This is a genomic window from Umezawaea sp. Da 62-37, from assembly GCF_032460545.1.
Classification (GTDB): Bacteria; Actinomycetota; Actinomycetes; order Mycobacteriales; family Pseudonocardiaceae; genus Umezawaea.
This window is the reverse complement of record NZ_CP135965.1, coordinates 787,205-801,231: the sequence shown is the minus strand read 5'-3', so window position 1 is coordinate 801,231 and position 14,027 is coordinate 787,205. Positions and strand designations below refer to the sequence as shown.

At 68.8% G+C, this 14,027-nt stretch carries 10 protein-coding genes; 6 read left to right on the top strand and 4 right to left on the bottom strand.

Features of this window, described 5'->3' with window-relative positions; genetic code table 11:
* The 5 genes from RM788_RS03415 to RM788_RS03395 all read left to right on the top strand — a co-directional run bounded on the left by RM788_RS03415 (position 1) and on the right by RM788_RS03395 (position 5,649).
* Positions 1-951, top strand: a complete 951-nt coding sequence (locus RM788_RS03415) for a carbohydrate ABC transporter permease (RefSeq protein WP_315930010.1) — start codon at positions 1-3, stop codon at positions 949-951.
* Positions 948-1,796: a carbohydrate ABC transporter permease gene (locus RM788_RS03410; RefSeq protein WP_315930009.1), complete on the top strand. Its 849-nt coding sequence runs from the start codon at positions 948-950 to the stop codon at positions 1,794-1,796. The genes RM788_RS03415 and RM788_RS03410 overlap by 4 nt, the downstream gene beginning before the upstream one ends.
* A 26-nt stretch (positions 1,797-1,822) precedes the next feature.
* On the top strand, positions 1,823-3,352 hold the full coding sequence (locus RM788_RS03405; protein ID WP_315930008.1) for a glycoside hydrolase family 43 protein: 1,530 nt from the start codon (positions 1,823-1,825) through the stop codon (positions 3,350-3,352).
* Between the two features lie 195 nt (positions 3,353-3,547).
* Entirely contained in the window at positions 3,548-4,900 is a 1,353-nt protein-coding gene (locus RM788_RS03400) for a glycoside hydrolase family 10 protein (RefSeq protein WP_315930007.1), read from the top strand.
* Positions 4,901-5,205: 305 nt separating this feature from the next.
* Positions 5,206-5,649 (top strand): cellulose binding domain-containing protein, encoded by a 444-nt coding sequence (locus RM788_RS03395; protein ID WP_315930006.1) that lies wholly within the window; start codon positions 5,206-5,208, stop codon positions 5,647-5,649.
* Between the two features lie 69 nt (positions 5,650-5,718).
* Here RM788_RS03395 and RM788_RS03390 read toward each other — a convergent pair whose 3' ends face one another.
* From RM788_RS03390 to RM788_RS03375, 4 genes are all read right to left on the bottom strand, one after another.
* The gene (locus tag RM788_RS03390) at positions 5,719-7,194 is read right to left on the bottom strand and encodes an extracellular catalytic domain type 1 short-chain-length polyhydroxyalkanoate depolymerase (RefSeq protein ID WP_315930005.1); all 1,476 of its coding nucleotides are present in this window, start codon (positions 7,192-7,194) and stop codon (positions 5,719-5,721) included.
* Positions 7,134-8,555 (bottom strand): glycoside hydrolase family 43 protein, encoded by a 1,422-nt coding sequence (locus RM788_RS03385; protein WP_315930004.1) that lies wholly within the window; start codon positions 8,553-8,555, stop codon positions 7,134-7,136. Before RM788_RS03385 ends, RM788_RS03390 begins: the two co-directional genes overlap by 61 nt.
* A gap of 74 nt (positions 8,556-8,629) precedes the next feature.
* Positions 8,630-10,012 carry a glycoside hydrolase family 10 protein gene (locus tag RM788_RS03380; protein ID WP_315930003.1) on the bottom strand — a complete coding sequence of 461 codons (1,383 nt, stop codon included), beginning with the start codon at positions 10,010-10,012 and terminating at the stop codon, positions 8,630-8,632.
* A gap of 306 nt (positions 10,013-10,318) precedes the next feature.
* The gene (locus RM788_RS03375) at positions 10,319-12,685 is read right to left on the bottom strand and encodes a ricin-type beta-trefoil lectin domain protein (RefSeq protein WP_315930002.1); all 2,367 of its coding nucleotides are present in this window, start codon (positions 12,683-12,685) and stop codon (positions 10,319-10,321) included.
* 331 nt (positions 12,686-13,016) lie between these two features.
* Between RM788_RS03375 and RM788_RS03370 the strand changes: the two genes are divergently transcribed.
* Positions 13,017-13,778 (top strand): FadR/GntR family transcriptional regulator, encoded by a 762-nt coding sequence (locus RM788_RS03370; protein ID WP_315930001.1) that lies wholly within the window; start codon positions 13,017-13,019, stop codon positions 13,776-13,778.
* Positions 13,779-14,027 lie beyond the last annotated feature (249 nt).

Genomic DNA, 14,027 nt, shown 5'->3' with positions numbered 1-14,027 from the left:
GTGGCCATCACGCTCGTTCCCGCGCCGCGGGCCGCACCACCGCCCCTCGTCCCCAAGGCGGTCCGCGGATGGCGCGAACGCCTGTCGCCCTACGCCTACATCGCCCCGTTCTTCGTCCTCTTCGCGGTCTTCGGGCTGTTCCCGCTCGCCTTCACGTTCTACGTCGCGCTGTTCGACTGGAACCCCATCGGGGACCGGGTGTTCATCGGCGCGGACAACTTCACCCGGATGTTCGCCGATCCCCGGTTCTGGAACGCCGCCCGCAACACCGTGAGCATCTGGTTCCTGTCCACCGTCCCGCAGCTGCTGCTGGCACTGGTGCTCGCGCACGTGCTCAACCACGCCCGGCTGCGGTTCGCGCTGTTCTTCCGCATGTCGGTCCTCATCCCGTACGTCACCTCCGTGGCGGCCACGGCGATCGTCTTCGCGCAGCTGTTCGACCGCGACTACGGGATGCTGAACTGGGTGCTCGGGCTGGTCGGCGTGGCGCCGGTGGACTTCGTCCAGTCCGCGGTGGGCAGTCACGTGCTGATCGCCACGATGGTGGTCTGGCGGTGGTTCGGCTACACCACGCTGCTCTACCTCGCCTCGCTGCAAGCGGTGCCGCTCGCGGTCTACGAGGCCGCCGCCATCGACGGCGCGGGCCCGTGGCAGCGGTTCCGCCACATCACCGTCCCCTCGCTGCGACCGGTGATCATCTTCACCGTGGTCACCTCGACCATCGGTGGGCTCCAGATCTTCACCGAGCCCCTGCTGATCGCCACGGGCGCCCCGCTGACGTGCGGCGCGGTGCGGCAGTGCCAGACGCTGACGCTGTTCCTCTACGAGCAGGGATTCGGGGAGTTCGAGTTCGGCTACGGCTCGGCGGTCGGCGTGGCGCTGTTCGTCGTGGTGGTGGTGATCGCCGCGATCAACTACCTGCTGTCCACGCGGATCAGGGCGGACCGGTGACGACCGCCACCGCGCGCCGCCGCCCCCACGGCCGGGTCCGCTGGTGGACCTACCTGCTGCTGTCCGCCGCCACGGTCGCCTGCCTGTTCCCGCTGTACTGGATGTTCGTCGTCGCCACGTCCGACACCGCGACCGCGACGCGGATGCCTCCGGCGGTCGTGCCGGGCGACAACTTCTTCCACCTCGTCGGCCTGGTGCTGGACACCGTGCCGTTCGTGCGGGCCTTGCTCAACAGCCTGTTCGTGGCCACCGCCATCGGCGCGGGCCAGGCGGTGTTGTGCGCGTTGGCCGGATTCGCCTTCGCCAAGCTCAGCTTTCCGGGCCGCAACACCCTGTTCCTGGTCGTCGTGCTCACCATGACCGTGCCCACCCAGCTGTCGATCATCCCGCAGTACATGATCATGTCGACGCTGGGCTGGGTCGACACGCTGCAAGCCCTGGTCGTCCCCGGTCTCGCCAGCGCGTTCGGCATCTTCTGGATGCGCCAGCACATAACCGCCACGATCAGCGACGAACTGGTGCAGGCGGCGACCATCGACGGCGCGAACTCGTGGCAGGTGTTCTGGCGCATCGCCTTCCCCATCGTGCGCCCGGCGGCGTTCGTACTGGGCCTGTTCGGCTTCGTCACCGCGTGGAACGACTTCCTCTGGCCGTTCATCGTGCTCAAAACGCCCGAGCGCTACACCGCCCAGATCGCCATCAAAGCCCTGCAGAACAGCTACGACGTCGACCTCGGATTGGCCATGTCCGGCTCGTTCCTGGCCACCGCCCCGCTGGTCGTGCTGTTCGTCCTGGTCGGACGACGCATGGTCGCGGGCATCCTCGACGGCGCTTTCAAGGGCTGACACCACACCCTGGAGGGAACAGACCCGTGGACGCGGAAACCACTCCTCGGCACTACGACAACCCCGTCATCCCAGGATTCCACCCCGACCCCAGCGTCTGCCGGGTAGGCGAGGACTACTACCTGGTGTGCTCCAGCTTCGAGTACTTCCCCGGCGTGCCGCTGTTCCACAGCCGCGACCTGGTGCGCTGGCGGCAGATCGGCAACGTCCTGGACCGGCCCTCCCAACTGCCGCTGCCGCCGGACGCGTCGGCGTCCGACGGCATCTACGCGCCCACGATCCGCCACCACGACGGCCGGTTCTGGATGATCACCACGAACGTCTCGCAGGGCGGCAACTTCATCGTGAGCGCCGAGCGGCCCGAGGGCCCGTGGTCGGACCCGGTGTGGATCGACCTGCCGGGCATCGACCCCGACCTGGCGTGGGACAGCGACGGCAACTGCTGGTGCGCCTTCCAGGGCGTGCAGGTGGCCCGCGTCGACCCCGAGGCGGGGAAGGTGCTCGAAGGTCCGTTCCCGGCGTGGTCCGGAACCGGGTTGCAGTGGCCCGAAGCGCCCCACCTGTACCGGATCCGCGAGTGGTGGTACCTGATGATCGCCGAGGGCGGCACCGAACGCGGCCACACCGTGGCCATGGCGCGCGCCCGTTCGCCACGCGGTCCGTGGGAGGCCGCGCCGTCCAACCCGATCCTGACCCACCGCGGCACCGACCACCCCGTCCAGAGCACCGGCCACGCCGACCTCGTCACCACCCCGGACGGCGAGTGGTGGATGGTCCTGCTCGCCACCCGACCTCGCGGGTACAGCCCCGGCTTCCACGTCATGGGCCGCGAAACCTTCCTCACCCCCGTGCGCTGGCAGGACGGCTGGCCGGTCGTGGGCCCGGTGAACCTCCGGGAACGGGCGCCGGGTCGCCCGCTGCCGGTGGAGGAGGTCCCGCGGCGCGACGACTTCGACGCGCCCCTGCTCGACCCCCGGTGGATCTCGCCGCGGTCGCGACCGGACGAGTTCTGGTCGCTGACCGCGCGGCCGGGTTGGCTGGCCCTGCGCGCTTCGGGGTCCACTTTGGACCGGCCCGGCTGCACCTTCATCGGTAGGCGCCAGGAACACCCCGCGAGTCGGACCGCCGTGCTGCTGGACCCCGGCTCGGGTCGCGCGGGTCTGTCGATCCGCATGGACGAGGCCCACCACTACGACCTCGAGGTCGCCGACGGGCAGGTCGGCGTCATCGCCCGCATCGGTCCGCTGCGCCAGCGGTTGGCCCTGCGCTCCGTGCCACCCGGTCCGGTGACCCTGGTGATCACCACCGGTCCGGCGGGGGAGCGCCCACCCGCCGAAGGGACGCCGACAGGTCTCCACGTCGCCGCTCCGGACTTCATCGCCTTCCACGTGGACGGGGAGCGGTTCGCCGAACTCGACGGCCGGTACCTGTCCACGGAGGTCGCCACCGGCTTCACCGGCCGGGTGATCGGCATGTACGCCACCGCGGGCACCGCGTGGTTCGACTGGTTCGAGCACAGCCCGCTCGAAGGACCCGGAGCGCCCATGACCGAGTGAAACTTTCGAAGGCCGTAAGCCGTTCGCGAATTTGTTTCGTGCACGGCTTATTTGGCGTTGTGCATGGAAAGTACTGAGGTTGGCGCTTGATTCAGCAGAGTGAACCGGGGTCTTGAACGACCGCTTTGTTTCGGCAATACTTCAGAAAGTTTCGGTGACGGTGAGAGTCGCCGACGACCCACAGGAAGTGCTGATATGCCGCTGACAGCGAAGTCAGTCCCACGAATCGCCCTGGTGTCCTCCCTGCTCGCCGCCGTGGCCGGTGCCGCCGTCCTGATGGCGGCGCCCGCCAGCGGAGCCGCCTCCACACTCGGCGCCGCCGCCGCGCAGAGCGGTCGTTACTTCGGTACGGCGGTCGCGGCGAACAAGCTCTCGGACCAGACGTACGTGGGCATCCTGAACCGCGAGTTCAACATGGTGACGCCCGAGAACGAGATGAAGATCGACGCGACCGAGCCCAACCAGGGGCAGTTCTCCTACGGCAACGCCGACCGGATCGTCGCCCATGCCAAGGCACAGGGCATGCGGGTGCGCGGACACACCCTCGCGTGGTACTCGCAGCAACCGGGCTGGATGCAGAACATGTCCGGCAGCACACTGCGCTCGGCCATGCTCAACCACGTCACCCAGGTCGCGACCCACTACAAGGGCCAGCTCTACTCCTGGGACGTGGTCAACGAGGCGTTCGCCGACGGCAACAGCGGCGGCCGACGCGACTCCAACCTCCAACGCACCGGCAACGACTGGATCGAGGCCGCGTTCCGCGCGGCTCGGGCGGCGGACCCGAACACGAAGCTCTGCTACAACGACTACAACACCGACGACTGGGGCCAGGCCAAGACCCAGGGCGTGTACCGGATGGTGCAGGACTTCAAGTCCCGCGGCGTCCCGATCGACTGCGTCGGCTTCCAGTCCCACTTCAACAGCAACAGCCCGGTGCCGTCCAACTACCAGACCACCCTGTCCAGCTTCGCCGCGCTCGGCGTGGACGTGCAGATCACCGAGCTGGACATCGAGGGCTCCGGCTCCTCGCAGGCCTCGAACTACCAGCGCGTCGTGCAGGCCTGCATGGCCGTCGCCCGCTGCAACGGCATCACCGTGTGGGGCATCCGCGACAGCGACTCCTGGCGCTCCTCGGGCACCCCGCTGCTGTTCGACGGCTCCGGCAACAAGAAGGCCGCGTACACCTCGGTCCTGAACGCCCTCAACGCAGGCGGCACGAACCCGACGGACCCGACCACCACCACTACTACCACCACCACGCAGAACCCGCAGCCCGGCGGCTGCACCGCGACGTACTCCGAGGGCCAGAAGTGGAACGACCGCTTCAACGGCAACGTCACTGTCTCGGGCACCGACAACTGGGTCGTCACGGTCACCGTCAGCTCGCCGCAGAAGGTCATCTCCACCTGGAACACCAGCGCCACCTGGGATTCCAGCGGCAACGTGATGACCGCCCGCCCCAACGGCAGCGGCAACTCGTTCGGCTTCACCATCCAGCACAACGGCAACTGGAACTGGCCCAGCCTGACCTGCAGCACTGGCTGACCGGGCGCGGGAGGGCCCACCACAGGTCCTCCCGCACGCCGCACCGCCGACATCGGCCAGAACCCGTCGCGACATCGGTCTTCGACCCCGTGTCGCGCGGCTGATCTCATTGCCAGCAGGCGATTTCTCCGCACCACCGGCTCGTGACTCCGTCGCGGCCGGTCCCGCGGCCGCCTCCCCGACGGCCGTGCCGTGCGCAGGTCCGATCGCTCGCGTTCCCGGCCGTACCCACCGCGGCACGACAAGGGAGTCAAGCTATGTCGGGACAGGGACAGAGACAGAAGTACTGGGGAGCACTCGCGGTCGTGGGGCTCCTCCTGACAGCCGTCGGCGTGCTGCTCGGCAGCGGTTTCGGCGCGATCGCCGCACCGGCGGGCGCGGGCCCGACGGCGACCACGTCACCGCCGACTGTCATGTCCACGCCGCTCAAGTTCACCTGCCGGGTCACCGACCAGGTCAACGCGTGGGACAGCGGTCTCACCTCCCAGATCACCGTCACCTACACCGGAGTAGCCCCCGTCAAGGGCTGGTCGCTGGTGTTCGCGCTGCCGAGCGGCCAGACGATCACCTCCGGCTGGAACGCGGTCTACTCGCCCGCCTCCGGTCAGGTGACGGCCACCAACGCGCCCTACAACGCCGACGTCGACACCGGCGGGTCGGTGAGCATCGGTTTCCAGGCCACCCACACCGGAGACACGGGCGCTCCGGCGTACTTCCTCCTCAACGGCTCGAGCTGCATGATGGACTGATCCACCCGTGCGAGAGGGGTGCGGCCGCAACGGGCCGCACCCCTTCCGCGTTTCCTGGTGCCGATGCGATCAGCCGGTGGCGCAGGGCGTGCCGTCGAGCGAGAACGAGCCCGCGGCTGCGCTGTCACCGGTGTGGGTGGCCTGGAAGCCGAACGACACGGACCCGCCCGCCGGGATCCCCGCGTTGTAGTCGACGTTCTTGGCGGTCACCACGCCACTGGCGGGCGAGTAGGTGGCACCCCACCCGGCGGTGATGGTCTGTCCACTCGGGAGCGCGAACCGGAGCTGCCAGCCGGTCACGGGCGCGTCGGAGGTGTTGGTGAGGGTGACGGTCTCGGTCAGCCCGTTGTTCCAGGCGCTGACGACCGCCGAGGCGCGGCAGGCACCGGACGGCTCAGGGACGGTCGTCGTCGTGGTCGTCGTGGTGGTGGCCGGGCGGTCCAGACCCAGGAACGTGATGGCGTGGGCGAGCATCCCGGACTGCGGCAGGGTGTGCCCGGTGCCCTGGATGCTGATCGCCTCGATCGCGGCCGCCCCGCCCGAACTGCCGTAACGGGTGCGCGTCCAGGACGACTGCGGGTGATCGGTCGAGGCCGGGATCTGGGACAGCCCGTGCAGGGTGGTCCACTGGTCGATCTCCTCACCGAAGTTCGGGTACGCCAGCGTGGTGTCGGTGGTCCCGTGCCACAGCTGCATCCGGGGGTACCCGCCGGTGTAGCCGGGGTACATCGCCCTGGCCTGGTCGCCCCACTGCTGCGGCGACTTCAGCAGCGTCCCGCCCGAGCACTGGCTGTTCCAGAGCGAGCCGTTCGTGGTGGCGAAGCACCCCGCGGGGACGCCGGAGTAGGCCGCGCCCGCGCTGAACACGTCCGGGTACTGGGCCGCCAGGACGTTGGTCATCATCGCCCCGGAGGAGAACCCCGCCACGACGATCCGCGCCGGGTCGACGTTGTAGCGCTGCCGGGCGTAGGAGACCATCGACATGATGCCGGTGGAGTCACCGCCGCCGCCGCGGCGCAGCGCGTTGGGCGTGGAGACGTCGAAGCAGTGGCCCTCGCGCGTGGCCTCCGGGTAGACGATCACGTACTTGTACCGGTCGGCACCGATGACGAAGTCGCGACCGTTGCCGTTGTGGACGCCGCTCGCCGAGCCGGAGCAGTAGTGCACCATGACCAGCAGGGCGGGGCGGGCCGCGACCGCGTCCGGTGCGTAGACGTACATGTCCAGGTTGGTCGGGTTGCTGCCGAAGTTCGTCACCCGCGCCAACGAGGCCGCGTGCGCAGGCTGGGCCGCCACCACCAGCAGGGTGGCCAGTGCGACGGCCAGCACGGCCGCGAACAGGGCCGTGATCCTTGTCATCACCGCGTTCTCCAGGTGTGCTCGGTGTTCGGGGATGTGCTCGACGGGTGGTCCGACCGCGAACGGGCTCGCCCCGGTGACCTGGCAGGTCACCGGGACGAGCCCGTTCGGCGGTGGGACCGTCCTTATCGGACCGGGAGGCCGCTGCGCGGGACCGCGGCGGTGCTCGCGGCGCCGAACTGCCACCAGTTCACGTTGAGCAGGTAACCGCTGCCGCCCGCGAACCTCAGGTACAGGTCCTGGGTGCCGGACAGGCCGCTGACGGGGCAGGTCACCGTGGTCCAGTTCTGCCACCCGCCGGTGTTGGGGACGGAGCACCGGCCGACGACCGTCCCGTTCTGGCTCCCGGTGCGGACTTCGACCGAGGCGCCGGACACCGTCGAGGCCACGCGGGCGCTGAACGACGTCGCACCGCCGCCGAAAGCGACGTTCTTCACCTTCAGGTAGTCGCCGTTGTCGATGTAGCCGACGTTCATGCCGCCCTCGGAGGACACCTCGGTCTCGATGCCCGAACTCCAGGCGACGGTCTCCGCCTCCTGGCGGGTGTAGGGGTTGAGCGTGTCGGCGGGCGGTGGGCCGCCGCTGGACATGGAGATCGTCGGAATGGAGCCGTCGGAGTTGTAGGAGAACTTCTCCACGCCGACGGACCGGGTGTAGCCGCCCCCGCCGGGCAGGGCGCCGTTGTGGTAGAAGAAGTACGAGCCGCCCTTGAAGTCGACGACGCCCGCGTGGTTGGTGAAGCTGCCGCCCTGCGTGGGCATGACGGTGCCGCGGTAGGTCCACGGACCGGTCGGGCTCGTGGCGGTGGAGTAGGCGATGAACTCCGAGCAGCACTTGGCGGCGAAGACGTTGTAGTACAAGCCGTTGCGCTTGTAGACCCAGGGCCCCTCCTCGTAGAGGGTGGGCCGGTTCGCGTCACCGGTGCGGGTGCCGAAACCCGCCGTCGTGAGCGGGATCTTCGCGGCGCTGCCGGAGTAGGAGATCATGTCGCTGTTGAGCTTGACGTACCAGAGGTTCGGGTTGCCCCAGTACAGGTACGCCTGACCGCTGTCGTCGATCATCACGGTCGGGTCGATCTCGCCGTTCTCCACCAGCGGTCGGCCGATCGCGTCGCGGAACGGGCCGGTCGGGCTGTCGGCGACGCCCACGCCGATGGCCATGCGGCCGGTGGCCCGGTTGACGACCGGGACGTACCAGTAGAACTTGCCGTTGCGCTCGACGGCCTGGCCCGCCCAGGCGTCCTTGCTGGCCCAGCTGAAGGTTCCCACGTTCATCGGCGAGCCGTGGTCGGTCCAGTTCACCATGTCGGCGGACGACCAGACCCGCCACTCCTTCATGGTGAAGTAGGTGGAGCCGTCCTCGTCGTGTCCTGTGTAGAGGTACACCCGGCCGTTGTGCACCAGCGGTGCCGGGTCGGCGGTGTAGATGTGCTGCACGATGGGGTTGTCGGCCTTGGCGGGCGTGATCGCGGTGAACCCGGTCACGGCCAGCGCCAGTCCGAGCAGCGCGGCGACGCGCGCCCTGAACCTCGCCGTTGGAGGAGTCATGGTGGTCTCCCATGCGGGGGTGGAAGCTCGGGGAGGCGCCCGGAGCGGAGTGGAACCGCTCCGGGCGCCCGAGGTCAGGCGGCCGCGCAGGTGGGGGACAGCCCGTCGCTGCCCCCGGTGCCCTGGAAGCCGAACTCGGTGGACTGCCCGGCGCCGACGGCGCGGTTGTAGTCGACGTTGCTCCAGACGACCGTGCCGGTGGTGCCGCTGCCGCTGGTGCTCCAGGACCCCGTGACGGTGGTACCGGACGGCAGGGAGGTGGTCACCTTCCAGCCGTTGAGCCCGGAGGAGCCCGCGGTGACCTTGACGGTGGCGACGAAGCCGCCGTTCCAGGCGTTCAGCGACACCGACGCGGTGCAGTCCCCGGAACCGGGATCCGGCGGCGTGGTGGTGGTCGTGGTAGTGGTGGTGGTGGTCGTCGTGGTGCCGGGATCGCCACCCGGAACGGTCGTGCCGCCCGCGTTGAGGGCGTTGAGGACCGAGGTGTACGCGGCCTTCTTGTTGCCGTTGCTGTCGAACAGCAGCGGGTTCTCACCCGTGCGCCACGAATCGCTGTCGCGGACGCCCCACACGGTGATGCCCGTGCAGCGGGAGACCGCCAGGCACGCCTTGGTCACCGTCGCGTAGCCGTTGGCCTGGCTGGAACCGGCGATGTCCAGTTCGGTGATCTGCACGTCCACGCCCAGGGCGGCGAACCGCTGGAGGTTGGTCTGGTAGTCACCGGGCGGGCCGTTGGTGAGGTGGGACTGGAAGCCGACGCAGTCGATCGGCACGCCGCGGGACTTGAAGTCGCGGACCATGTTGTAGATGCCGGTGGACTTCGCGTTGACGCCGTCGGTGTTGTAGTCGTTGTAGCAGAGCTTGGCGTTCGGGTCGGCCGCCCGTGCGGCGCGGAACGCGGCCTCGATCCAGTCGTTGCCGGTGCGCTGGAGGTTCGAGTCGCGCCTACCGCCGCCGTTGCCGTCGGCGAACGCCTCGTTCACCACGTCCCAGGCGTAGATCTTGCCCTTGTAGTGGGTGGCGACCTGGGTGACGTGGTTGATCGCGGCGGAGCGGAGGTCGGAGCCGCTGAGCCCCTGCGCCCAGCCCGGCTGCTGCTGGTGCCACAGCAGGGCGTGGCCGCGCACCCGCTTGCCGTTGTTCAGCGCCTGGTTGAGGATGCGGTCGCCGCCGGTGTAGTCGAACTGGTTGCGGCCGCGCTCGGTGGCGTCCCACTTCATCTCGTTCTCGGCGGTGATCATGTTGAACTCGCGGTTCACGATCCCCGTGTAGGTCGAGTCGCCGAGCTTGCCCGCCGCGATCGCCGCGCCGAAGTAGCGGCCCGTTTGGGCGGCCGCGGCGCCGAGGGTGGTCGCCGCGCTGGCGGTGCCGGTGACGATCAGCGTCGCGCCGAGCGCGGACGCCAAGACCGTCGACACCATTGCCGCCAACGAGACTGACCTCGATGTCAGTTTCATCTTCCACGCTTTCCGAAGACCGCCCGTGGGGTCCGGGCGGTGAGGGGTTTGTTGGGGGTACCGCGCGCAAGGCCCGGAGAAGGTGTGCCGAGAGGAAGTGTGGCAGCGGGTGTTTGCGTTCACAAGACGGACTCGGGCGATTAACCGCGATGTTGGTACCAATGGTCTAGCGAAATCCGGGAGCGTTCCCAAACTCCACTTGAAAGGCCTACGAGGCGATCAGTCTGAGTCCAGATTGGAAATCAAGCTAAAGTTAGCGCTAACAATTTAGCTCGATCAACCGATGCCGGTGGCGTCGGTCGACGGTCACTGGCGTGCGCTCCAGCGCTGGTTGGCACCGCCGTTGCAGGACCAGAGCTGGAGCACCGTGCCGTTCGCCGTCGCGTTGCCGCCCGCGTCCAGGCACAGCCCCGACTGCACGCCGGTGACGGTGCCGTCGGAGTTCACGTTCCACCGCTGGTTCGCGCCGCCGTTGCAGTCCCAGATGATCGCCGCGGTGCCGTTGGCCGTGCCCTGGCCGGACGCGTCCAGGCACTTGCCGGACACGGTCAGCTGCCCGCTCGACGTGGTGGTCCACCGCTGACCGGTACCGCCGTTGCAGTCCCACAGCCGTGTCCGGACGCCGTTGGTCGCGCTCGCGACGTCGACGCAGCGACCCGACTGGGTCCCGACGAGCATCGCGTTCTGCGGTCCGCCGGTGCCGCCGGCGGGTCCGGCGTTCGCGATCACCGCCTGGGCTCCCGAGGGCCAGTTCCCGTTGGTGACGGTGACGTTGCCGGAGACGGTGTTGCCCCGGTCGCCGTTGGTCACGTTGGTGGAACCGTTGGTGGACCAGTTGTTCGTGAGGGTCCAGTTGCCCATGTTCTCGCCGCCCCAGTAGTTGGCGGTGGCCCACGTCCCGGTGGAGGAGAACACGTTGCCGGTCGCGGTGTAGTACTTGGACCCCTCGTCGAAGTAGAGGCCGAAGTAGCCGTTGGTCCGCAGGCAGTGGTTGCCGCTGATGACGGCGTTCGGGTTCCACCCCAGGGTGTAGACGCAGCCGCCGTCGTTCATCTGCTGCATCACGTCGTGGACGTAGTTGCCGATCAGCCGGTTGTTCGACGCCGTGGTGGGTGTCGTGTACCGCGGTTGGTAGTTGTAGAGGCCGCGATTGGCGTAGTTGGTGTTGCCGCCCGCGTCGTTGGCGCCCCAGCCGTACCCGATGGACATGCCGGAGTACGGCATGTTGTAGACCTCGTTGTGGGACACGGTGGCGTTGGTGACGTAGGTGTTGAGCACCGAGACGTTGCCGCGGTAGTCGACGCCCAGGTCGTGCACGCGGTTCTCGCTGATGGTGATGTCCCGGTTGACCATCCGCTGGTCGGACGGGTGGTGCGCGTCGGCGCGCACGCCGCCGACCACGACGCCGCCCGCCGAACCGCCGGCGATCTCGGATCGGGTGACCGTGACGTTGGAGGCTCCGAGGCCGACACCGCTCGCGTGGGCGTTCGCGTCGTTGCCGATCCCGATGGCCGTCTGGCCCAGGTTGACGAACCGCGAGTCGGTGAAGGTGACGCTGTCGGCCGCGGAGACCTGCACGGCTGCGGGCATCTGGAACCAGTTCGGCCGCGCGGCCTCGAACTGGGCGCAGCCGTTCTGGCACGAGGTGAGCCGGTCGGCGGGCCAGTTCCACGTCCCCGCGATGTAGGAGCCGGTCTGCTGGTCGGCGTAGCCCTGGTTGCTGCTGGGGCCGAGCCAGGTGGTGCCGGTGAAGGTGATGCCGCTGAACGCGATGTGGTGCGCGGGGGAGGCGTAGGTGCCGCCGACGTCGACGAGGGATTGCAGCACCGGCAGTTCCACGCCGGCGCTGCCCATGTCCTGTCCGGCCGCCGGGACGTAGTACAGCGCGCCCGCCGTCGGGTCGAGGTACCACTCGCCCGGCGAGTCGAGGAACTCGTAGGCGTTGGCCAGGTACAGGGGGCCCGCCCGGTGCGGGGCGGCGATCGTGTCGTAGCCGAAGGTGTTGTTGTTCCAGGCGGGCTGCTGCATCGTGAGGACGTTGCCGCTGATGCCCTGCACGGGGGAGTAGCGGTCGGTGAAGGAGTTGACGCTCTCCACCTCGACCCGGTTCTGCGCCGCCAGGTTGTTGAGGTAGCCCAGCGCCGAGTTGGTGAAGCGCATCCCGGTGCTGGTGAAGGTGAAGTCGGACCGGTTCACCTGCGTGCGGGCGCGGGGTGCGGGAACACCGTTGACGTACAGCTGCCGGGAGTCGTGCCCCGCGCCGACGTCCGCCCGCCAGATGTTCTTCGCGGAGTCGGCGACCGACCAGCCGGTGACCGCTCGGGCGCCGCTGATCACCGGGCGCGCGGACGGGGCCGCCTGCCACACCACGCGGTAGCCGTTGGTCCCGGAGTCCGCCGCGGTGAACCGCAGTGGTTCGGACGGCCGGTAGACCCCGTCGGCCAGTTGGACCACGAGATCACCGGACATCGAGCCGGATCGGGCCCGGACTTCGGCTTGCGCGGCGGGCAGCGCGCAGGGCGCTGAGGCCGAGCAGGCGCCGCCCGTGCCGGTGGGGGAGGCGTAGAGGGTCGTGGTGGCCGCGGAGGCCGGGGGAGTCGCGGTCAACGTCGTGGAGATGAGCGCGGCGGCCAACAAGGCGATTCGCCTGCGTGCCGGGAATGGTGTGGACAAGGGACCTCCTGGTGTGCGGGGTGCGGTTGTGGATCACCTCCCGCGGCGGAGGGAAGGCTCGGGTCCTGGATTTCGGGAGCAGCGCTTCTTCTGGCGTGCCGTCCCGCACGACGAGCCCGTCGGCTGGACCGCGGACGAAGTCGTTGCCATGGGCGTTGCCACGCCTCGCGGAGACCGCCTGCCCGTGGTCAGGGCGGGGGGCGAGGGCGTGCGCCGCTGCTCGAGGAGGCAAACGTGAGGAAAGCTAACTCGTATGACGTCTGACGTCAACGGTGTTACGTATGGCGATCGCGTGCCATAGTGGGTGGTCCGACGGTGCACCGGAGGAACGATGACGGCAACCAGCCCCCAGTCGACCGCGAGCCCCGAATGGGCTCGTCGGCCGACCAACCTGGCCAAGGCGGTCACGGCCGAACTGGTGAGGCGCGTCGTCCGCGGCGACCACCCGCCCGGTTCCACCCTCCCCGCCGAGCCCGTGCTCGGCGCGCTGTTCTCGGTGAGCCGGACGGTGATCCGCGAAGCCGTGAAGGTCTTGCAGGAGAAGGGGCTCGTCCAGGTGCGCCAGGGTGCGGGCACGGTGATCAGCCCGCCCGTGTCGTGGAACATGCTCGACGAACTGGTGCTCGCCGCCGTCATCGCCGAGGACGAGAGCCTGGCCGTCCTGGACGACGTCGTGGTGACGCGGAGGCTGCTGGAGTCCGACATGGCGCTCGTCGCCGCGCGCATGGCGGACGAGGACACCGTCGGCCGGTTGGGCGCTCTGGTGGACCGGATGGACGAACTCGTCCACGACCTCGACGCCTACCACGAGCACGACCGGACGTTCCACGACACGATCATGCGCGCTTCGGGGAACCGCATCGCCCGCGGTGTGGTGCGGTCGTTGGAGAAGCAGGTCGTCGACTCGGCCGACTACATGGGCGCGACCGGGGTGGAGCTGTGCAAGGCGTCCAACCGCGGGCACCGCCGCGTCTTCGAGCGCATCGCCGCCCACGACCAGGCGGGTGCCTCCGAGGCCATGTTCACCCACATCACCGAGGCGTGGCTCGTCCGCCGCGCACCCGCGGGCGACCCCGGTCGCCTCAAGCGCTGACACTCGTCGTCGTCATCGGGAAAAGGAGGGTCCGCAAGGTAGATGAATGGGTGAATTGTATTCTCGTTGTGTTGAAACGTTTTATCGCGGAGGTGTGAACGGTTATTTCCCGAAGTTTCCTTCTTGTTAATTCGTGTTAGCATCAGATCATTCAACGGGTGTCCTGCCGGGTGCCCATATCCGTTGATTCGGTTGACAGCCGTCGAGACGGAGGATTGCGTTGGCACGACAACGCGTAACGCTGGCAGA

Coding starts and splice junctions, on each gene's coding strand:
- RM788_RS03385 (WP_315930004.1), bottom strand. CDS start 8,555: ATGACTCCTCCAACGGCGAGGTTCAGGGCGCGCGTCGCCGCGCTGCTC.
- RM788_RS03370 (WP_315930001.1), top strand. CDS start 13,017: ATGACGGCAACCAGCCCCCAGTCGACCGCGAGCCCCGAATGGGCTCGT.
- RM788_RS03380 (WP_315930003.1), bottom strand. CDS start 10,012: ATGAAACTGACATCGAGGTCAGTCTCGTTGGCGGCAATGGTGTCGACG.
- RM788_RS03400 (WP_315930007.1), top strand. CDS start 3,548: ATGCCGCTGACAGCGAAGTCAGTCCCACGAATCGCCCTGGTGTCCTCC.